The sequence below is a fragment of the Parahoeflea halophila genome (assembly GCF_900220985.1).
GTDB classification, from domain to species: Bacteria; Pseudomonadota; Alphaproteobacteria; order Rhizobiales; family Rhizobiaceae; genus Hoeflea; species Hoeflea halophila.
In genome coordinates, this window is record NZ_OCPC01000003.1 from 15,998 (window position 1) to 36,233 (window position 20,236).

Genomic DNA, 20,236 nt, shown 5'->3' on the forward strand with positions numbered 1-20,236 from the left:
TCTCAGCCCATCATCTGCCGCTTGAGCGCATCGAAACCGGCCTGGAACACATCTCCGCCAATCCCGGAGACGAGACCCTCGGCGTCATCGACCGAGCACTCGAATTCGGCCGACCACTCGGCAAAGGTCCGGTCTCCGTCCGTGACAGGGGTCAACCGCAAGGTCGCGACATAATCGGTCAGCGGCATCGGGCTTTCCAGGATTGAGTAGGTGCAGAACAGGTCGTAGTCCGACAGCCCCAGAAGCTTTTCCCGGATGCGGTCACCGTTCTGCAAATGGAAGTCGCGGACACAGCCGACACGATCGGAGGGTTCTCCGTTCTCGATCCTGCTGTCGCGGATGCGCGGGTGCCAGCGCGGAAGGCCGTTGAAATCCCTCACCCGTTCCCAGACCTTGGCGGCAGGCGCGTCGATCACCGAAGAAATGTATACCCGCGGCATCTACTTCTTCTCCTTTTCGCCGGCCTTGGCACCGCCGGGAGGCGCCTCATCGGCCTTGGCGCCGCCGGATTTCGCGGTAGTGCCTTTTTTCACCTCATTGGCGACGCGCTGCATGTCACTCGCCTCGCGGATCAGGCCACCCTGCTTGGACAGATTGGCGCCGTCGATGCCGATATCGTTGAGCAGGCTGTCGATAAGAGGTGCCTGAACCCGGTATCTCAGCGCCGAATTGATGACCTCGTCGGTGGGGCTGCCGCCGTCGCCCCGCCCCGCGCCACCGCCATGAATGCCGTCGAGTTGCATGATCCGGATGTCCTGGATCTTCTCGAGCGGCTTGACGCTGGCCGAGACGATGCCCTCGACATGCTCGAGCAGCTTGCGGCGGAACAGCGATGCCCGCGCCGGATCGGTGAGCACGTTCTCGGCCTCGTTGATGAGACGCTGTGCTTCCGCCTGCACGGCCAGCCGAACCCGTTCGCCCTCGGCGATTGCCTGGGCTTCCGCAGCAGCCTTTTCCGCCATTAGCACATCGATCGACTTGCGCCGGTTGGCAGCTTCGGTCTCGCGCACTGTCTTGACCTTTTCCTCGGCCTCGGCCGCCTGGGCCCTGGCGGCATCCGCCTTGGCGCGGGCTGCACTTTCCTCGAGGCTCTTCTGCGACAGCGCGATGGCCTTTTCGATCTGTACGGTTTCCACCTCACGCTCGCGCTCGACCTCCAGCCGGCGGCGCTCGGTCTCGTGGCTGATGCGGATCTCGTCGAGGCCGCGCTCGGATGCGATACGGGAGCGCTCGATATCCTCGCGGCTTTCGATCTCGGCTTCGCGCAGTGCCTGCACGCGGGCGATCTCGAGCTGCTCAATGGAGCGGCGACGCTCCAGCCGTGCTGCTTCCAGCGCCCTTTCGCGTTCCACTTCCGCTGCCTCGACTTCGCGCTTTGCAGCGATTTCCGAGCGTTGCACCGAGGCTTCTGCAGCCACGCGCTCGCTTCGGGTATCCGACAGAGCCACGATGCTCTTCTGCTCGGCTTCCTCGACGGAACGCTTCCGGTCGATCTCGCTGACTTCGCGTGTCTTCTGGCTGGCGATGCGTTCCTTTTCGAGCGTCAGCTCGGTTGCGACACGCTTCTTCTCGACCTTTTCACGCCGCGCGATGTCGGCCGCCTCGAGTTCTTCCTGCTTGGCAATCTCGCGGACCCTGACTTCCTGTTCCGCCGCGATCTTCTCGGCCTCGATGGCTTTTCTCTGCGCGATGCGGGCCTGCTCGACGGCCTCCTCGGCAGCAACCCGTGCCTCGTCGATGATCCGGTTGCGGGTGATTTCGCGGCTCTGGGTTTCCTCGTCGGCGGCAATGCGGGTGGCTGCGACCTGCTTCTCGCGGGAGATCCGGGCGGCATCGATGGCCTCTCCGGCTGCGATTTCCGCCGCGTCGACGGCCTGCTGGCGCGAGATCTCCAGTTCGCGGATCCGCTGATCCTCCGAGATCCTTGCCTCGTTGACTTCAGCAGTCTGCAGGATGCGGATGCGTTCGACGGTTTCGCGGGCGACGATCTCGGCTTCCTCGAGCCCCTGCTGACGCGCGATTTCACGGCGGCGGATGTCCTCCTCACCCTTGATCCGGGTCTGGGCGATGATCAGGTTCTGGGCCATCCGGGCGCGTTCGGTTTCCTCATGCGCCTTGATTTCCGCCTGCTCGATCGTGCGCTGCCGCTCGATTTCCAGCGCCTGGGTTTCCTTCTCCTTGGCGATCCTGGCTTCGGTCACCGCCCGTTCCTGGGCGATGCGCGCCTTCTCGGTGATTTCACGGGCGGTAATCTCGGCCTCGTCGAGCGCCTTCTGGCGTTCGATTTCGCGCGCACGGGTGTCCTGCTCGTTGGTGATGCGGGCTTCGGAAACCGCACGCTCCTGGCGGATCCGTGCGGTTTCGATGGCTTCGCGTGCGGCAATTTCCTCGGCCTCATCGGCCGACGTTCGTGCAATCTCGCGGGCGCGGATCTCGCGCTCGGACGAGATACGCGCTTCGGCAACCCTGCTTTCGTGGGTGATCCTCGCCTTTTCGACCATTTCGCGGGCGGTGATCTGCGCGGCTTCCGCCTCGGTTTCGCGCTCGGCACGTTCACGTGCCAGCAACGCGCGCTGCTGGGCGCGGCGGAACTCGACTTCACGTTCCTGGTCGAGCCGGGCCTCTTCGCTGGCCCGCTCGATTTCGAGCGCCTGTTTCTCCGCTTCCAGATTGCGGGTGCGGATCTGGATCATTGAGTCCTGCTCGATGTCGTTGCGCAGCTTGCGCCGTGCCTCGATATCCTTGATCAGATCGGTCAGACCTTCGGCATCGAAGCGGTTGGACGGATTGAAGTACTCGAGCGGCGTCTGATCGACATCGATGATGGCGACACTTTCCAGCTCGAGCCCGTTCTTGGTCAGGTCCTCCTGTGCGACTTCACGCAACCGCGCCACATAGGTCGAGCGGTTCTCGTGCATTTCGCCCATGGTCATTTCGGCGGCGATGGCGCGCATCGCGCTTTCGAACTTGCCCGACAGCAGACCGTGCAGATTGCCCGCCTCGAGCGTGCGCCGGCCCAGCGTCGAGGCCGCCATAGAGACCGACTCCCTGGAGGGATTGACGCGGACATAGAATTCCGCTTCGACATCCACCCGCATCCGGTCCTTGGTGATCAGCGCGGTCTCGTTCTTGCGGGCCACGGCAAGCGGCAGCGTGTTCATGTTGACCGGGGTGATCTCGTGGATGATCGGCCAGACGAAGGCACCACCGTCGATCACCACCTTTTCGCCGAGGAAACCGGTTCTGACGAAGGCGATTTCCTTGGTCGAGCGCCGGTAAAGCCACTGCATCACCCAGTAGATGACGGCAATCACAACCACCGCCAGGATTAGCCACAAGATCAGTTCTCCGATGATCTGTCCCGTCATCTCTTCCTCCCCCTGGCGCTATGCCAGTTACTTGCCTGCGATGAGCTTGAATGCGCGGGTCTGTTCGGTCAAAGCCACTTCGGTCGGCAACCGCTCCATCGAGGAGGCGCCGTAAAATCCGTGGCAGATCTCGGTGTTCTTCAAGACGTATTCGGCGTCCTCGGGCAAGGCGACCGGTCCGCCGTGCACCAGAATGATCGCATCCTTGTTCACCTTCAGCGCCGCTTCCGCCCAAGTATCGACAAGCGCGGGGCAATCAGCCAGCGTCAGCGCGGTCTCCGCTCCGATGGAACCGCCAGTGGTCAGGCCCAGATGGCAGACGATGATGTCGGCACCGGCTTTGGCCATGGCCTCGGCATCCTCGGCGCAGAAGACATAGGGCGTGGTCAGCATGTTCCGGGCCCGGGCCTTGGCGATCATGTCGACCTCCAGCCCGTAGGACATTCCGGTCTCTTCCAGATTGGCCCGGAAGGTGCCATCGATCAGGCCGACGGTCGGAAAGTTCTGCACGCCGGAAAAACCGACCCGCTTGAGGTCGTCGAGAAACACGTCCATCAGCCGGAACGGATCGGTGGCGCAGACCCCCGCCAGAACCGGTGTGTGCTTGATAACCGGCAACACTTCTGCGGCCATCTCGACGACGATCGCATTGGCGTCGCCATAGGGCATCAACCCGGCAAGGCTTCCGCGGCCGGCCATCCGGTAGCGGCCGGAATTGTAGATCACGATCAGATCGATGCCGCCGGCTTCCTCGCACTTCGCCGAAAGGCCTGTGCCCGCACCGCCACCCACGATTGGCTCGCCGGCTGCGATCATGCTGCGGAATTTCTCGAGAAGGGTCTCTCTGGCTATCATCTCCGGGCCTCTCTTTTGCGTACCGGCCTGCCGCCGCCATGCAGCGCTCGAAACGCGGCCACAACGGCTGCGGCAAACGCGGGGTCGTTGATGTGATGGGGCAGACGGATCAGTTGCCTGTTGGAAGTCTGCCGCACGGTGGATTGAAGCGCCTCGTAAACTGCCGCGCGCGCTTCCGGATCGTGGAAGGCCTGACCGGGTGCGTCGAGCGCCGAGACGCCGCCCTCGGGCAGGAAAAACCGCACCTGCCCTTCCATCTGGTTCAGCCGCTCGCCAATCCAGCGGCCCATTGCTGCGCACTCTTCGACTGTGGTGCGCATCAGGGTCACTTGCGGGTTGTGGACGTAGAAGGTGCGGTCCTTGTATTTCTCCGGAACCGTCTCGGGTGCTGCGAAATTGACCATGTCCAGCGCGCCGACCGAGCCGATAAAGGGGATACGCGTCCGGATGACCGCGCCGAAACGATCTTCGGTCGCGGGGAATACGCCGTCCATCATCAGGTCGCAGACTTCGGTCGTGGTGATGTCGATGACACCGGACGTCTTTCCGGACTCGACAAGCTTTTCCATCGAGCGCCCGCCGATCCCCGTCGCGTGGAAGACGAGGCAATCATGCGTGTCATCAAGCAGATCGACGATCTGGCGCACGCAGGGAGTGGTGACGCCAAACATGGTCAGTCCCACCGCAGGTTTGCCCTGCACAGCCTCTTTTGCACCACGCCGTGCCTTGACCATACCCGCCATCGCCTGGGCGGCGTTCGACAACACCTCCCGGGTGATGGTGTTAAGCCCCTGAACATCGGCCACCGAGTGCATCATCGTGATGTCCGAGGGGCCGACATATTTGCTGACCTCACCCGAAGCCACGGTGGAGACGATCAGTTTCGGCACACCGACCGGGAGCGTCCGCATCGCCGGGGCGACAATTGCGGTGCCGCCTGAACCGCCCGCCGATATGATGCCGCCAATCCCCTGCTGGCGGGCGATCCAGCGCTCGAATGCAAGCGTCATCCCGGCCACCGATTGACCACGGTCGCCAGTGAACACACCGGCCGAGCCGCGCGGATGGAACGCGGCGATCTGATTGGCCGGGATTTCCGCGCCCGAGTGCTCGCCGGATGTCGAAAGATCCACCATTCGTACCGGAAGTCCGGCCGCGCGGACCTGGTCGCGGATGAATCTCAACTCGTCGCCCTTGGTGTCGAGTGTTCCGGCGACCAGCACAACGCTGTCACCCGGACTTGCCAATTGACGAATTTCCGCCTGCTCCGCACTTGCGCGATTGGTCGGACCGGCGGTGATTACGCGCCCCGAGCGCTCAAGCTGGGCAACCGGCACCGGCTGCGACCAACGCGTCGGCGCCGTCGGGTTGGATTGATAGATCTTGACCGTGCCGGAAGTCCGCGCATCGGCCTTGGCGGCCTCTTCCTTGGACGTCCCCGCCGCAGCAATTGCGGGTTGGGCCGGCGTGTCGTCGTGGCTGTGACGGCCCACTCCGAGCAGGCGTTGCTGCAAATCACGGTCACCGGCAAGCTCTGCCGCCGGAGCGATCCGGTTGATCCGTCCGTTGACCATGATGGCCACATTGTCGGAAATGCCGCAGGCAACGCCGATGTTCTGCTCGATCACCAGCACTTCCATATCGCCTTCATCGGCCAGACGAAGCAGCATGTCTTCAACCTGGGCGACGATCACCGGGGCGAGGCCTTCGGTGGGTTCGTCCATCACCAGAAGCCGGGGATTGGACAGCAGCGCCCGCGAAATCGCCAGCATTTGCTGCTCGCCGCCGGAAAGCTGCCCGCCGCCATTGTTCTTCCGCTCGGCCAGGCGCGGGAACGTCGAATAGATGCGTTCGACAGTCCAGGCCCCGCTCTTGGTGGCAACCATCTTGAGATGTTCGTCGACCGACAGCGAGCGCCACAACCGGCGGCCCTGGGGCACGTATCCAATGCCAATTCGCGCAATCTCGGCCGGCGTCTTGCCGACCAGAGACTGACCCGAAAAATTGATCGTTCCGGAGGCAACCGGCACCATGCCCATGATCGCCTTGCAAAGCGTCGTCTTGCCCATGCCGTTGCGGCCGACCACCGACAGGACGCCGCCTTCGAGCTTCAGATCGCCCCCCTGCAGCGCGTGGGAGGCGCCATAGAAGACATTCAGATCCTTGATTTCCAGGGCGGGAACGCGGGAACGTTCAACCATGACCGTCTCCCAGATAGAGTTCCTGAACTTCCGGATCGTTCTCGATCTCCTCCGGCGTGCCTTCCTTGAAGATTTTGCCGTTGTGCATCATCGTCACGCTTTCGGCGACACGAAGTGCCACGTCCATGTCGTGCTCGATGATGATGAAGCCGATATGCGACGGAAGCCCGGTCAGGATCGAGATAAGTTCCGAGCGCTCGGTCGGTGAGAGACCTGCGGCTGGTTCGTCAAACAGGATGAAACGCGGTGCGCCGGCAAGGGCGAGCGCGATCTCGAGCTGCCGTTGCTGACCGTAGCTCAGTTCGGAGACCGGCGTATCGGTGGCAGCCGTCATGTTGACCGCCTCGATCAGTTCGGCGGTTCTGGTCAAGAGCGGATCGCCCTTTCTCGGTCTGATCAGGGAGAACCGGCCTCGCGAAACGCCACGGCAGGCGAGATAGACATTGTCGGTCACGGTCAGCCCGCCAAACAGGAGGCTGATCTGATAGGTCCTGCGCAATCCCCGGCGGATCCGCTCATAGGCCGGAAACGTGGTGACATCCTCGCCAAACAGCCGGATCGTGCCGGATGTCGGCAGGAAGTCACCCGTCACGCAGTTGAATAGAGTTGTCTTTCCTGCACCATTCGATCCCAGCACCGCCCGGCGTTCGCCCGGACGTACGGACAGGGTGATGTCCTCGATCGCGGCGAGTGCGCCGAACATCTTCGTCACGCCGCGCAGTTCCAGTGCGTTGCCGGAACTTACCGAACCCAGGCCCTCGGTGGCGTTGCGGGTCACGGTCAGCGTCATTTCACAGCCCCCGTCAACGGATCACGGTTGCGGGTCTTGCGGTTGCGCCAGCGCACCCAAAGGCCCAGGACGCCATCGGGTGAGAAGAACACGACAGCAAGAAAACCAAGACCTATCAACAGCTTGAAGCGCTCTCCCGACATTCCGAATCCGGTCAGGATGTCCGGAGAAAAGGTGCGCAGAACCGTATAGATGAGCGCGCCGATAAACGGTCCGATGGGGCGTCGCACCCCGCCGACAACGGCAATCACCAAAATGTCGATGACGGCCGGAATGCCCGCGGTGCCGGGGGAAATCTGCGCATTCTGCCAGACCAGCAGGATACCGCCGAAAGCCGCGATCACCGAGGCGAAGGTGTAGGCGGCGATGCGATGCGCAGTCACATTGAAACCCAGTGCCGCCATACGGCGCGGATTGTCGCGCACGCCCTGAAGCGCCAGCCCGAAAGGCGAGCGGGAGACATAGACCACCGCGAGATAGGACAGTGTCGCGCACCCGAGCGACAGGTAGTAGAACGGCACCGCCTGGCGCCAGTCGACGCCGAACAGTTGCGGCGGCACCACAAGGTTGAAGCCGGAATAGCCGTTGAAGATCCCGTAATTCTGACGCGTGAAGTAGAAGAAGGCCGAGGCGATCGCGAGCGTGATCATGATCGTGTAGATACCCTCGGTCCTTACCGCGAGCGCCCCGACGATGGTTCCGAATATGGCAGCAATGACCACCGCAACCGGGATGTAGAGCCACCACGGAAGCCCCATGCTGATCGACTCGACACCGGAGGTGCCGAAGATGGCGACCATGTAGCCCCCGAGTGCGGCAACCGACATCTGGATCAGGCTGACCATCCCGCCATAGCCGGCCAGGAACATCAGGCTGAGGGCGATCATGCCGAGCAGGAATGTCCAGCCGAAGACCTGAAACAGAATAAAGTCGTTGGCGATCGCGGGCATGATCAGCAGCAGCAAGGCAACCGCCCACCACTGGGGCGGGATCCGCTCGACCCACGGAACGTAATAGGGTGTTGAGCGTTCAACGAGCGCCATCATATCCCCTCATCGCACCGTTCCCAGAAGGCCCTGAGGCCGGAACGCCAGCACTGCCGCCATGATCAGAAAGGTGAAGACGACCGAATAGGTCGGCGCGTAGACCAGACCGATCTGCTCCGACAGCCCGATGACGGCCGCGCCAATGGCAGCTCCGGGAATCGAGCCCATGCCGCCGACGATAACCACCACGAGGCTGGCCAAAAGAAACCGCGTGTCCTCGCCCGGCGAAAGCGACTGAAACGTCCCGCCGACAATCCCGGCCATACCGGCCAACCCGGCTCCGAATGCGAAGACGGCGAGGAAGACGTATTGAATCCGAACACCGGACGCGGCAAGCATCTCGCGGTCGTCGACACCGGCACGGATCAGCATGCCGAGCCTGGACTTGTTCAGCACCAGCCACATCGCGAGCCCGATGACGATGGCAGCGACAAGGATGGCGATCCGGACCGCCGGATAACGCAGATAGACAGCCTCACCGTTTGATTTGATCGTGGAAATGATCGGAAGTTCAGCCGGACCACTCAGCCATTCCGGCGACAAGATCGTGTAGGACTGGCCACCCCATATCCACAGCATGATGTCCGCGATGACAACCGACAGGCCGATCGTCACCATCGTCTGCCGCAACTCCTCGCCTTCCATCCTGCGAAACACCTGGTTTTGCAGAACCAGACCGAGCCCGGCAACGAGAATGAAGACCACCGGAAAGGCCAGCAGCCAGGATCCGGTCGCGTCCGAGACTTCGTAGCCGATATATCCTCCAAGAAGATAAAGCGAGCCATGCGCCAGATTGACGTTTCGCATCAGGCCGAAAATCAGCGTGAAGCCGGACGCCACGAGGAAATACAGCGCGCCAAGCGTGATGCCGCCAAACACCGCATTGAGAAAGATCTTCTTGCGCCCGAGCGTATCGACGAGACCTTCGGGCCATGGCGCGAAAACCATCCACAGCACGATGGCCACCGCGACCGCGATGATCAACGACCAGATCGGTCTGCGTCTGTAGAAATTTCCCATCCCGTCAGCCTGTCCCATCAGCCTGTCAAAACGGCGCGTCCTCTACGAGCCGTAGACAAAACACTAGCCCGGCCCGGACCTTACCCTTATACCCGAGAGTCTTTTCGTTGGCCCCGGCGTCGGGAAAACCATTATTGCGGCAAGGAAACGTGGATGCTGCGACGATAGGCAGATGGTGGTACCACGCCGTTGGCGATGAAGAAGCGCGAGAAACTTGCCTGGCTTGAAAAGCCCAGATCGAAGCCGATGTCTGAGACCGCCTCCTGGCTCAGTGCCAGGCGGTCAATCGCGCGCTCCATCCTCAGTGCATTGAGGATGGATTGGGCGTAAGCCCGATCTGCTCGCGGAAAAGCTTGTAGAAATGCGGCCGCGACAGGCCGACCTCCCGTGCGACGGCATCAAGGGCGAGCGCTTCGCCGACCCGCTTTTGCAGGACGCGCAAGGCATTGCGGATCCTGTAGTCGCGCTTGACGAACATCGGTCCCGTGAAACTCTCGCCGCGGTGCGTCCATTGCCAGGACTGGTCGAAGGCCAGCTGGGTCAGCGAGCAGATGCGATCTTCGAGCAGTGGATCTTCCTTGTCCACATCCATCATCGACTGGGTGGTGCCGAGAACCAGGCGCGCCATCTGGTCGGTGACCTCTATACCGACACGGCCGAAACTCAGCGAGGCTGTTGCACGCCGCGACGCCTCCAGAAACCAGGCCGGCCGAATATAGAGTACGAGCCCCAGCGTTGGGGTATCATCCTGAAGCGGTCTGAAATAATGCCCCTGCCAGGGGCTGACAGCTACGGCCTGACCAGGCGCCATAGGAAACGCCCGGTCGTTGACGATCATTTCAGCCGGCGGCCCCTGCAGATGAAATATAAGGTGTCCTTCCCTGTGCCCGTGCGGCACCATGCCCCGATCCATCAAATAGAGGCAAACTCTCCCGAAAGCACCATGAAACACGGCCAGTGCTGTGCTCATATTCCTCCCTCATGCATTCTTGCGATGCATTGGCTGCAAACGATAGCGCAGAAACATCAAAGCGTAAACATTTGGCGTTTCGTGGTTTTATGCTTTGCTAATCTGCAAAACTCACTAGCACGCCTCCTGCAACAGACGAAAATAGTCGTCGGCCGTGGCGAGCCGCGGGTTTGTCTGATTGGCCGGATCGGCAGCCGCCGCCTCCGCCGCCTTTCGCAGATCCGCCCGGCCGAGCCCAAGTGAACCGATCCGGTCAGGCAATCCCAGACGCACGCCAAGCTCGGCGATCACGAAAGCGGCATCGCCATCGGGTGGCACCCCAAGCGCCTCACGGATCACCGGCAGCCGTACCGTGACAGCCGGCGTATTGAAGGCCAGCACATGAGGAACGAGCGCTGCATTGAGTGCACCATGCCGCCCCCAAAGACCGGCCTGGGCTTCCACCGCCTTTGCCGCGGCATCGATCCCGCCCAGCCCCTTCCGCGCTGCCAGACCGGCGTTCAGGGCTGCTGCAAGCATCTCCCGCCTGGCTTCAAGGTCATCACCATTTTCAACCGCGCGCGACAGATGCCGCATCGCCCGGCGCAGACCCTCGAGCGCAATGCCGTCGGCCGGCGGATTGAACGCGGTGCCGAGATAGGCCTCGAGGCAATGGGTCAGCGTGTCCATTCCCGCGATCGCTGTCGAGTAGGCGCTTGCACCCATGGTCAGCGTCGCATCGCAAAGCACGACCGAAGGACTGCGCGGATTGCAGATTTCCCTGCCGGCAAATGCCGCCCCGATCGGACCGAGACCGACGCTTTCGGTGGTGGTCGGTATGGTAATCAGCTGCGAGCGTGCATCAATCAATCGCGAAATATCCAGCGCCACAGCGCCCCCGAAGCCGATGACCCCATCGCACCGGTTTTCAGAACAGGCCTGCGACACCGCCCTTACCTGCCCGGTCATCACCTTCGCACTGAATCCGTTCAGGTGGACCGGGTCGCAAAGCGGAGGCAGGGAATCCAACAGACGGTCGAGACAGTCGTCACGCTCTCCAGCCTCGTCCGTGACGACCAGCGGGCGCCGTATGCCGAGCTTTTCCATTTCCTCCGGCAGCGCGTCCTCGAGAACGCGGTCGGCAAAATGGATTCGTGTGACGAAGGAAATCAACGACATCAACCCGTACTTTCACACAAACCGCGACCGCAGAGCGGCGCGGAACGCGGGAGTGTCCGGGGGGCGGCGCATCTCCGTGCGCCGCCCCCGGAAGGTGAATGCGCTCAGCCCTTGCCGCCGAGGGCGGCGCAGTCGGGCGTGTCACGCGAGGGAAGCCCCATCGCACGGAACTCGTCGGCCGTCATGCCAAGCGTCTGGTTGACGTCCTCGACCTTGCTGACCATGACGTTCTTCAGTCCGCCGGCGCCATCATCCTGCACCTCGTTGATGAAGACTGTTCCGGTGGCCTGCCGGTTCTCGTTGAGCGAGACCGGACCCAGCGGGGTATCAAGCGGATCATCGGCCAGTGCCTCGCGGAACTTGGCCTGGCCATCAGACAGGTCGCCATCGATTTCGTTGAGCGCGTCGATCGCGGCCAGCGTGGCAACATAATAGCCAACACCAAACAGCGACGGTGTCGGGAACCGTTCATCCTCCGGGAAGGCTTCCTGATAGGCGGCAACATACTCGGTCCAGGCAGGATCAGGATTGTCCTCGGCGAGCGCACCCGACGTTGGCGTGCCGACAAGCGCGTCCTTGGCGCGGCCCTTGGAAGTGAGAACGGTCTGGTCGGCCATGATGGTTCCGCCGATCAGGTTGGTTTCAGCACCCGCCTGCTCATACTGGTTGAGGAAGTTGATCGCATCGGTTCCGCCGACGCCGAGATAGATGGCATCGATATCATCCGGCATGGCGGCGATCACGCCGCCGAAATCGGACGAACCGAGCGGCACCCAGAAGCGCTCGACAATCTCGCCACCGGCGCGGCAGAAATCGACTGCGAACCCGAGGAAGTTGGTATAACCGAACGAGTAGTCTGCGGCCACGGTTGCAACCTTGTTCCAGCCCTTTTCCTTGACAACGTAAGTGCCGAGACCGGCGCCCCACTGCGAGCCGTCGAGGTTGAAGCGGAAGAAATTCTCCGCCGGATCCACCCAGGTGGTTTCCAGCGCGCCCGAGATGCCGTTGATGATGGTCTTGTCAGGCACGGTCTTGGCGTAGTCGCGCATGGCGATGCCTTCGGAACCGGAAAGCGGACCGATGATGATGTCCACACCGTCCTGCTCTATGAGCTTGCGCGCCTGGCGGACGGCGGTGTCGGGCGTCGTGTCGCTTGGCGCGACAACGATCTCGATTTCCTTGCCGCCGGCCTTGCCGCCAGCCTGCTGAATGGCGAGTTCGACATTGCGCACGCCATCGGCGCCGCCGGCAGCAAACACGCCTTCGAGCGCAACAAGGACGCCGATCTTGACCGTGTGATCGTCAGCCATGGCCCCCGCCGGAAACAGGAAAACTGCCGCAACTGACGCAAATAGTGCCTTCTTCATGGTATTCCTCCCTGAGCAAGCGCGGAAACCATTCCCAATGTCACCGCCCCGCTGCCTGCATGATCTTACGGCAACTACCAGAAGGTTATCAGCGTGAGCCCTCAGCACGATGACCTCATGTTGGTCGTCATACCCCAGCGTCTCTTTTTTTCAGCCAATGGATAGCGATTGGCATTGAAGCAAAGCACGATGCGAGCCCGCAGGACAGACCGAGAGCACCTCACCGGCGCGGGCGCCGCAAACCTGCGGGCCGCGAAGCCGGTAGGACAACAAAGGGCGTGTGTTATGAAACCCGCCTCCGGAGCAATGATTTGGGAGAGAAGGCATGAACGACCAGCAATTCCAGGGAATGACCGCAATCGTTACCGGCGGCGCCCAGGGCATCGGTGAAGCTGTCGCGCGGCGGTTGCACAAGGCAGGGGCCAGGATCGCAGTGTGGGACCTTGACCAGGAGCTGGCTGAAAACACTGCCAAAATCCTCGGAAACGCCGTTGCCTTGAAGGTCGACATTTCCAGATGGGACGATGTCGAAAGCGCCTGCGCGAAAACACTCGACGCGCTCGGCCGGATCGATATCCTCGTCAATTCCGCCGGCATCGCAGGGTCCAATGCTCCGGTCAATGAGTACCCGGTGGACGAGTTCGCCAAAATCGTAGCGGTCAACCTGAACGGGACGTTTCACGTCAATCGAGCCGTGGTGGCACACATGCGCACTCAGGCTTTCGGCCGGATCGTCAACATCGCCTCCGTTGCCGGCAAGGAAGGCAACCCCAATGCGTCCGCCTATTCCGCCTCCAAGGCTGGCGTGATTGGCTTTACCAAGTCACTTGGCAAGGAACTCGCCGGCCTCGACATCGCGGTCAATTGCGTTACGCCGGCGGCAGCGCGGACACGCATCTTCGATCAGATGGCCCAGACACATATCGACTACATGCTTTCGAAGATCCCGCGCGGCCGCTTTCTTGAGCTGGATGAGGCGGCGGAGATGATCGCCTGGCTGTGCTCACGCGAAAACAGTTTCACTACGGCCGGTGTTTTTGACCTTTCCGGGGGCCGGGCAACCTACTGAACCCTGCATTCAGTTAAATTCGACTGCGTGCCCGAATGGCCGGCAAAGCTTTTGGGCTCCGCGTGTGGCACTGCGGCGGTGGTGATATTTCTGGGGTGCAGGCTGGCCCGGGCCAATGCATGCTGGGGCTCAGCCGCGCGTTTCGGCCACGAGGGATGAAGCGGCAGAGTGCTTCAATTCGACAGGACCGGCTGAACGAGGATTATCGGCAATCGGTCATATCCACATTCTTGTGTTTCTGGGGCAGATAGACAAAGCCGTTTCGTGTAAATGTACAGGTAAACGTCCGCCCGGCATGCCGAGCCATGTCGTGGTATTCCTCTTTGTCCTTCCACTCCCATTTGGTAGCCCGGATGTTGTAGTGCCCGGGTTCATCCGCTTTGTAACACTTCAACGTCGCATACTTCTTGCCACTGATGGTCCCAGCCGTGATCGAGCACACGCCTTTGAAAGAGATCGTTTTTGAGAATGACATCTGCGTCGACAGAACCAGCATGACCGCGGATCCCAAAACCAAAATTCTTCTCATTTCGTTTTCCCTTTGCGGCGGCGGCGCAGCCGCAAGCGAAATGCTTGATGCCCCTCCGAGTTTGCTCTTGCGACGACTATGAACGCCAAGTGCGCGGATTTAAACCCCACCATTTCAGGGGTTTGCAGAGAATCTACCTGATCAGCCTCTGCACAGGTACAGCGCCCGAGACAAGCGATGTTGACCCTATCGTCCAATTGATCTGCAGCAATGAGCATTGCTGCCGGCCGGTGTATGGGTGGACTTGTCCGAAGTGCAAGGCGCTTCCGATTTCGTGGGCGCATTTCTGGAGAACCGTCTCGACACCGGTCTGCTGGCAGTTTCTCTCCCCGGCCCGATTGCAGGGTCCGGGTTCAGTCTGGCGGGCCTGGTCACGGCTTCGGGCCTGGGCTGGTCTGCGGGGGGCATTCCCGTGCTGCTGGGATCCTGCAGTCCCGCGGAGGTGTGACGGCACGCAATCCGGGTCGGTGTGGCGCGCCTGCCCTTGCATCCTGTCCTGGCAATCGCCATTGTCTGGCAAGGAGTGGAGTAAGCTCATCACATGGTTTGGAAATTCAGTTTCATCGCCTCGCTGGCCCCTGACGCTCAGGCAGCCGCTCAGCACCTCGCTGCGCTTTACGGCAATACCCGGCAGCAGGACGCTGACGTCATCGTGGCGCTGGGCGGTGACGGCTTCATGCTGCAGACATTGCATGAGCAGATGAACAGCGGCCGGGCTGTCTACGGCATGAACCGCGGATCGATCGGCTTCCTGATGAACGACTATTCGGATGAAGACCTTCCGGGCCGGATCCAGGCCGCGGTTGAAAACATCATCCGCCCGCTCGAGATGATCGCCAGGGATGCGCACGGCGCTACCCACAAAGCCTTGGCCATCAACGAAGTCTCGCTGCTCAGGCAGAGCTACCAGGCGGCAAAGCTGAAATTGTCGGTTGACGGGCTTGAACGCATGGAAGAGCTTATCTGTGACGGGTTGATGGTGGCGACGCCGGCGGGGTCGACCGCTTACAACCTGTCAGCCCATGGCCCGATCCTGCCGCTTGATGCACAGTTGCTGGCCTTGACGCCGGTCAGCCCGTTCCGGCCGCGGCGCTGGCGGGGCGCGCTGCTGCCCAACAAGGTCAAGGTGACCATTGACGTGCTGGAAAGCGACAAGCGGCCGGTCAACGCGGTGGCCGACCATATCGAGGTCAAATCCGTAACCCAGGTCCAGGTCGCGGAATCGGAGGAATCGACGACCCGGATCCTCACCGATTCCAGCCATTCATGGAACGACCGCATATTGGCCGAACAATTTCTCTACTGACTCACGAACGGGAGGTTGAGTTGATGCTGCGTACGACATTGAAGATGATGGCGATGCTGGCTTGTCTTGCTGCCTGGATCTTGGCGCCGGCTCCGGCCTTTGCCCAGCAGGCGTCGGAACTCGCCGACAGCTTGTCGCCGCGCATCCTGTTTGCGACCAGCGGCGGATTTTGGGAGAAAACAGTGGAAGGCTCGGACGCGGGAGCCTCCCCCCAGCGGGGTTATTACCGGCTTGTCGCCATCCGTGGCGAAGACAACCGCTCGCTGCTTGAATTGCAGGAAATCGCCCTGGGCCCGGATGGTCCGGCACTGGCCAGCACCATCGGGATCGATGAGATCAACAATCTGGGCGGCTACATCACCGACATCAGACCCGAAGATTCGACCGGCTCGGCAAGCCAGCAAGGCTTCGGCGCCTATATCTATCTCAAGACCGATCCCTCGGTGGTGGAACCGGAAACCTGGGTGCTCTACATCGACGAATTCGGCGAGATGCTGGTGGAGCGCTCGAGCAACTGACAGAGCTGCCGGTCAGGCTTGACCGATCAGGTCGCAGTCATCAATCAATGTCTGCGACCTCATCGCCGCCGCCATAGACGCGCTGCGCAAGTGCAGCTTCCATAAACTCGTCGAGATCACCATCGAGCACCCCTTGCGGGTTGGTGCTTTCTGTTCCGGTGCGCAGGTCCTTGACCAGCTGGTAGGGCTGCAGCACGTAGGAGCGGATCTGGTGACCCCAACCGATGTCGGTCTTTGACGCCGCCTCGGCGTTGGCCGCTTCTTCGCGCTTCTGCAACTCAGCCTCGTAGAGTCGCGCGCGAAGCATGTCCCATGCCTTGGCGCGGTTCTTGTGCTGCGAGCGTTCCTGCTGGCACTGCACCACGATCCCGGTTGGATTGTGGGTGATGCGAACGGCCGAATCGGTTGTGTTGACGTGCTGGCCACCGGCGCCCGAGGCACGGTAGGTGTCGATGCGGCAATCGCTCTCGTTGATGTCGACATCAATCGAATCGTCGATCACCGGATAGGTCCAGATGCTCGAGAAGGATGTGTGACGCCGCGCCTGGCTGTCATAGGGCGAAATCCGGACCAGGCGGTGAACGCCCGATTCCGTCTTCAGCCAACCATAGGCATTGTGACCCTTGACCAGAAGCGTGGCCGACTTGATGCCGGCCTCTTCACCGTCATGAATCTCGAGAAGCTCGACCTTCATCCCGTGCTGCTCGGCCCAGCGGGTGTACATGCGCAACAGCATGTTGGCCCAATCCTGGCTCTCGGTTCCACCGGCGCCGGAATGAACTTCGAGATAGGTGTCATTGCTGTCGGCTTCACCCGAAAGCAGCGATTCGATCTGCTGCCGGGTAACTTCGGTGCGAAGCTCCTTGAGCGCAGCTTCCGCCTCGCTGACAATGCCGCTATCGCCTTCTTCCTCGCCCATTTCGATGAGTTCGAGGTTGTCCGACAGCTGGCTTTCGAGACGTTTCAGCCCAGTGATGGAATCATCGAGTTGCTGGCGTTCGCGCATCAGCTTCTGAGCTTCCTGCGCGTCATCCCAGATTGACGGGTCTTCAGCCTTGGCGTTCAGCCATTCGAGACGCTTTTGAGCAGGTTCCCAGTCAAAGATGCCTCCTCAGCAGGCTTATGGCCTGCTTGATTTCGTCGACAACGACCTGGGTTTCTGCGCGCATGAATCTCTGTTTCCGTTATGTTGTCAGGCAAGTTTCCTGCCGAAGCGGGCGGACCATAAGTTCCGCTCCGCGTGTTGTAAAGGCGTCAAGGGCGCCGATTTTCCGATGCGTCAATAAAGCCCGCCAACACCATTGTTCACAGCCTGGTTGGCCTGCGGCGAAATCGTGGTGATGGCTTCGCCGGTGGCAAATTCCTCAAGACCGATGACCGAATAGACGTCCGAAGGCCCGGTGCCTGGCTTGAACGCCTCCATGATCACGTCGCCCTCGCCTTCAAAGGCTTGCATGCCTGTTTTGCGGTTGATCGCAATCAGCTTCATGCCCTGCGGGACGCGGAAGTCAGCCGGGCGCGTGCCCTCGAGCGCGCCCTGCATGAACTCATTGAACACCGGTGCGGCCAGCGCGCCGCCGGTGGAGCCGCGGCCCATCGGTGTCGGATTGTCAAAGCCGATGAAGACTCCGGCCACGAGGTCGGCGGTATAGCCCATGAACCAGGCGTCCTTTTCCTCGTTGGTGGTGCCGGTCTTGCCGGCGGTCGGGCGATCAAGGTCGATCTTGCCGGCTGCGGTTCCGCGGGTGACCACACCTTCCATCATCGAGGTGATCTGGTAGGCGGTCATCGGATCGAGCACCTGCTCGCGGGTGTCGATGACTTCGGGCTCTTCCTGCGACAGCCAGGCAGTGGCAACACAGGCATCGCAACTGCGCTCCTCGTGCTTGAAGATGGTTTTTCCGTAGCGGTCCTGAATCCGGTCGATCAGCGAGGGCTTGATCTGCTTGCCGCCATTGGCCAGCACCGAATAGGCCGACGCCATCCGCATCACCGTGGTTTCGCCGGAACCCAGCGACATCGCCAACACCGGCAACATGTCGTCATAGACACCAAACCGTTCGGCATATTCCGCCACCAGGTTCATCCCCATGTCCTGGGCAAGCCGGACGGTCATCAGGTTACGCGAGCGTTCGATGCCGAGCCGCAGCGTCGACGGGCCAGCCGAGCCGCCACCGTAGTTCTTTGGCTTCCACAGTTCACCGCCGGACACAATTTCGATCGGTGCATCAAGCACCACCGAGGCAGGCGTATAGCCATTGTCGAGAGCGGCTGCATAGACGAAGGGCTTGAAAGCGGATCCGGGCTGGCGCTGGGCCTGGGTGGCGCGGTTGAACTCCGACTGGGCGAAGGAAAAGCCGCCGACCATGGCGAGCACGCGCCCGGTATGCGGATCCATTGCCACCAGCGCGCCCTGGACCTTCGGCGGCTGCCTCAGACGCAGCTTCTGGGTCCCGTCCTGGTCAAAAGGTTCGACATAGACAACGTCACCCGGAGCCAGCACATCGGAGGCCTTTTTGACGTTCCGGGCCTTTTCTCCGGGCAGATTGACGCGGTATGCCCATTTCATGTCCTCGGCCAGAATCGTGCCGGTCGGCCGCTCTTCGGCAACTGCGCCGGAAACCTCCCGGCCGGGGCGCAGGCCAACCTCGACGGTGTCGTCGGAAGCCGACAGAACGACAGCCAGTTTCCATTCAGGCACGTCACGCAGCGGATCAATCTCGCTGAGCGGCGTGCCCCAGTCGCCGGATATGTCGATCCGGGTCACCGGCCCGCGGAAGCCACGGCGCTCGTCGTAGTTCAACAACCCTTTGTGCAAGGCCTTGCGTGCAATCACCTGAAGCCGCGGGTCGAGCGTGGTGCGGACCGACAGGCCGCCCTCATAGAGCGCATCATCGCCGTAACGGTCGATCAGCTCGCGGCGGACCTCTTCTGCGAAATATTCGGATGCAAACAGGTAAGATCCGGTCTTGCGCGGCGTCACGCCCAGCGGCTCGGCCTTGGCATCGGCGCCGTCGGCGGCGCGGACGTAGCCGTTTTCCATCATCCGGTCGATCACCCAGTTGCGGCGCTCCATGGCGCGCTCGGGGTGACGGAAGGGATGGTAGTTCGCGGGAGCTTTCGGAAGCGCCGCCAGATAGGCGGTCTCGGCAATGGTCAGCTCGTTGACCGACTTGTTGAAATAGGTCAGTGCGGCGCCGGCAATACCGTAGGCATTCATGCCGAAGAAGATCTCGTTGAGATAGAGCTCCAGAATACGGTCCTTGGAATAGGCCTGCTCTATGCGGAACGAGAGAATCGCTTCCTTGATCTTGCGCTCATAGGTCTGATCGGCGGTCAGCAGGAAGTTCTTTGCAACCTGCTGGGTGATGGTCGATGCACCCTGCCGTGCGCCGGTGCGGATATTGTTGATCACCGCGCGGGTGAGGCCTACCGGATCAACGCCGGGATGCGAATAGAAGTTCTTGTCTTCGGCAGACAGAAACGCCGCCTTGACCCGGTCCGGGATGGCCTGGATGGGAAGGAACAAACGGCGCTGACGGGCGTATTCCGCCATCAGCTCACCGGACGCGGAGTGGACACGGGTGGTCACCGGCGGCTCGTAGCTGTTGAGCACCTCGTAGTCCGGCAGATCCTTCGAGATATCCCCAATGTACCAGGCAACACCGGCTGCAACAATCAGAAACGCAACGGTCCCGATCCCGAAGAAATATCCAATCAGTCGTATCATCAGCCCGCTACCGTTTGCTTTTCATTCAGACCCGCCTGGCTGACGCCAGGACAATGGCCGGACATGTCTTGTGCCCGGTTAGCCCGGACAATGTGAGTAAAATAGGGCGCTGCCGCGTTTTCCCATTTGACCTCGGAAAATGAAAACTGCAGCAAACGCTTGGTTTTCAAGCCTTCTCGTCCGTCACCGCGCTGCGCGTTTGGCCGCATGTACCACGGCTCATGGCGCGATGCCACGCAACCGCATGTCCGTCTCCCGGCGACCGGCCCGAGACGCCCTGGCCGCCAGCCGGAATCGTCATGTACCTTA

The 20,236-nt window shown here is 61.5% G+C and carries 19 protein-coding genes; 4 read left to right on the forward strand and 15 right to left on the reverse strand.

The features are described 5' to 3' along the window. Positions 1 to 2: 2 nt before the first annotated feature. The 11 genes from CRO46_RS10600 to CRO46_RS10650 all read right to left on the reverse strand — a co-directional run bounded on the left by CRO46_RS10600 (position 3) and on the right by CRO46_RS10650 (position 12,775). On the reverse strand, positions 3 to 440 hold the full coding sequence (locus tag CRO46_RS10600; RefSeq protein ID WP_097107760.1) for an SRPBCC family protein: 438 nt from the start codon (positions 438 to 440) through the stop codon (positions 3 to 5). After that, entirely contained in the window at positions 441 to 3,368 is a 2,928-nt protein-coding gene (locus CRO46_RS10605; protein ID WP_097107761.1) for a flotillin family protein, read from the reverse strand. Between the two features lie 27 nt (positions 3,369 to 3,395). Then, a complete protein-coding gene (locus CRO46_RS10610) occupies positions 3,396 to 4,223 on the reverse strand; it encodes a phosphoenolpyruvate hydrolase family protein (RefSeq protein ID WP_097107762.1) in 828 nt (275 codons plus the stop codon). Further along, positions 4,220 to 6,424: an ABC transporter permease gene (locus CRO46_RS10615; protein WP_097107763.1), complete on the reverse strand. Its 2,205-nt coding sequence runs from the start codon at positions 6,422 to 6,424 to the stop codon at positions 4,220 to 4,222. Before CRO46_RS10615 ends, CRO46_RS10610 begins: the two co-directional genes overlap by 4 nt. Then, complete coding sequence (locus tag CRO46_RS10620; RefSeq protein ID WP_097107764.1) at positions 6,417 to 7,214, reverse strand: ABC transporter ATP-binding protein; 798 nt, start codon at positions 7,212 to 7,214, stop codon at positions 6,417 to 6,419. Before CRO46_RS10620 ends, CRO46_RS10615 begins: the two co-directional genes overlap by 8 nt. Beyond that, positions 7,211 to 8,257, reverse strand: coding sequence for a branched-chain amino acid ABC transporter permease (locus CRO46_RS10625; protein WP_210421520.1), 1,047 nt, complete (start codon positions 8,255 to 8,257; stop codon positions 7,211 to 7,213). Before CRO46_RS10625 ends, CRO46_RS10620 begins: the two co-directional genes overlap by 4 nt. 9 nt (positions 8,258 to 8,266) lie before the next feature. Continuing rightward, positions 8,267 to 9,280: a branched-chain amino acid ABC transporter permease gene (locus tag CRO46_RS10630; RefSeq protein ID WP_097107766.1), complete on the reverse strand. Its 1,014-nt coding sequence runs from the start codon at positions 9,278 to 9,280 to the stop codon at positions 8,267 to 8,269. Positions 9,281 to 9,411: 131 nt separating this feature from the next. Next, the gene (locus CRO46_RS10635; RefSeq protein WP_097107767.1) at positions 9,412 to 9,579 is read right to left on the reverse strand and encodes a helix-turn-helix domain-containing protein; all 168 of its coding nucleotides are present in this window, start codon (positions 9,577 to 9,579) and stop codon (positions 9,412 to 9,414) included. A gap of 2 nt (positions 9,580 to 9,581) precedes the next feature. Next, positions 9,582 to 10,250, reverse strand: a complete 669-nt coding sequence (locus CRO46_RS10640) for a helix-turn-helix transcriptional regulator (RefSeq protein WP_143439005.1) — start codon at positions 10,248 to 10,250, stop codon at positions 9,582 to 9,584. A gap of 114 nt (positions 10,251 to 10,364) precedes the next feature. Then, positions 10,365 to 11,408: an iron-containing alcohol dehydrogenase gene (locus CRO46_RS10645; protein ID WP_097107769.1), complete on the reverse strand. Its 1,044-nt coding sequence runs from the start codon at positions 11,406 to 11,408 to the stop codon at positions 10,365 to 10,367. A gap of 104 nt (positions 11,409 to 11,512) precedes the next feature. Next, entirely contained in the window at positions 11,513 to 12,775 is a 1,263-nt protein-coding gene (locus tag CRO46_RS10650) for an ABC transporter substrate-binding protein (protein WP_097107770.1), read from the reverse strand. A gap of 325 nt (positions 12,776 to 13,100) precedes the next feature. Between CRO46_RS10650 and CRO46_RS10655 the strand changes: the two genes are divergently transcribed. Then, positions 13,101 to 13,844, forward strand: a complete 744-nt coding sequence (locus CRO46_RS10655; RefSeq protein WP_097107771.1) for an SDR family NAD(P)-dependent oxidoreductase — start codon at positions 13,101 to 13,103, stop codon at positions 13,842 to 13,844. Between the two features lie 202 nt (positions 13,845 to 14,046). Here CRO46_RS10655 and CRO46_RS10660 read toward each other — a convergent pair whose 3' ends face one another. Beyond that, positions 14,047 to 14,373: a hypothetical protein gene (locus CRO46_RS10660; RefSeq protein ID WP_097107772.1), complete on the reverse strand. Its 327-nt coding sequence runs from the start codon at positions 14,371 to 14,373 to the stop codon at positions 14,047 to 14,049. Between the two features lie 244 nt (positions 14,374 to 14,617). Between CRO46_RS10660 and CRO46_RS10670 the strand changes: the two genes are divergently transcribed. The 3 genes from CRO46_RS10670 to CRO46_RS10680 all read left to right on the forward strand — a co-directional run bounded on the left by CRO46_RS10670 (position 14,618) and on the right by CRO46_RS10680 (position 16,197). Further along, positions 14,618 to 14,821 (forward strand): hypothetical protein, encoded by a 204-nt coding sequence (locus tag CRO46_RS10670; protein WP_143439007.1) that lies wholly within the window; start codon positions 14,618 to 14,620, stop codon positions 14,819 to 14,821. A gap of 93 nt (positions 14,822 to 14,914) precedes the next feature. After that, positions 14,915 to 15,679, forward strand: a complete 765-nt coding sequence (locus CRO46_RS10675) for an NAD kinase (protein ID WP_097107775.1) — start codon at positions 14,915 to 14,917, stop codon at positions 15,677 to 15,679. Between the two features lie 23 nt (positions 15,680 to 15,702). After that, on the forward strand, positions 15,703 to 16,197 hold the full coding sequence (locus CRO46_RS10680; protein WP_097107776.1) for a hypothetical protein: 495 nt from the start codon (positions 15,703 to 15,705) through the stop codon (positions 16,195 to 16,197). A gap of 40 nt (positions 16,198 to 16,237) precedes the next feature. Here CRO46_RS10680 and prfB read toward each other — a convergent pair. The 3 genes from prfB to CRO46_RS19970 all read right to left on the reverse strand — a co-directional run bounded on the left by prfB (position 16,238) and on the right by CRO46_RS19970 (position 20,097). Further along, positions 16,238 to 17,366 (reverse strand): peptide chain release factor 2 gene (gene prfB, locus CRO46_RS10685; protein WP_097107777.1). Its coding sequence is split into 2 segments (ribosomal slippage): positions 16,238 to 17,296 and positions 17,298 to 17,366, totalling 1,128 coding nucleotides; the frame shifts between segments, so codons are not numbered across the junction. 110 nt (positions 17,367 to 17,476) lie between these two features. Beyond that, on the reverse strand, positions 17,477 to 19,927 hold the full coding sequence (locus CRO46_RS10690; protein ID WP_097107778.1) for a penicillin-binding protein 1A: 2,451 nt from the start codon (positions 19,925 to 19,927) through the stop codon (positions 17,477 to 17,479). Then, the gene (locus CRO46_RS19970) at positions 19,927 to 20,097 is read right to left on the reverse strand and encodes a hypothetical protein (RefSeq protein ID WP_179759026.1); all 171 of its coding nucleotides are present in this window, start codon (positions 20,095 to 20,097) and stop codon (positions 19,927 to 19,929) included. The genes CRO46_RS10690 and CRO46_RS19970 overlap by 1 nt, the downstream gene beginning before the upstream one ends. Positions 20,098 to 20,236: the final 139 nt, after the last annotated feature.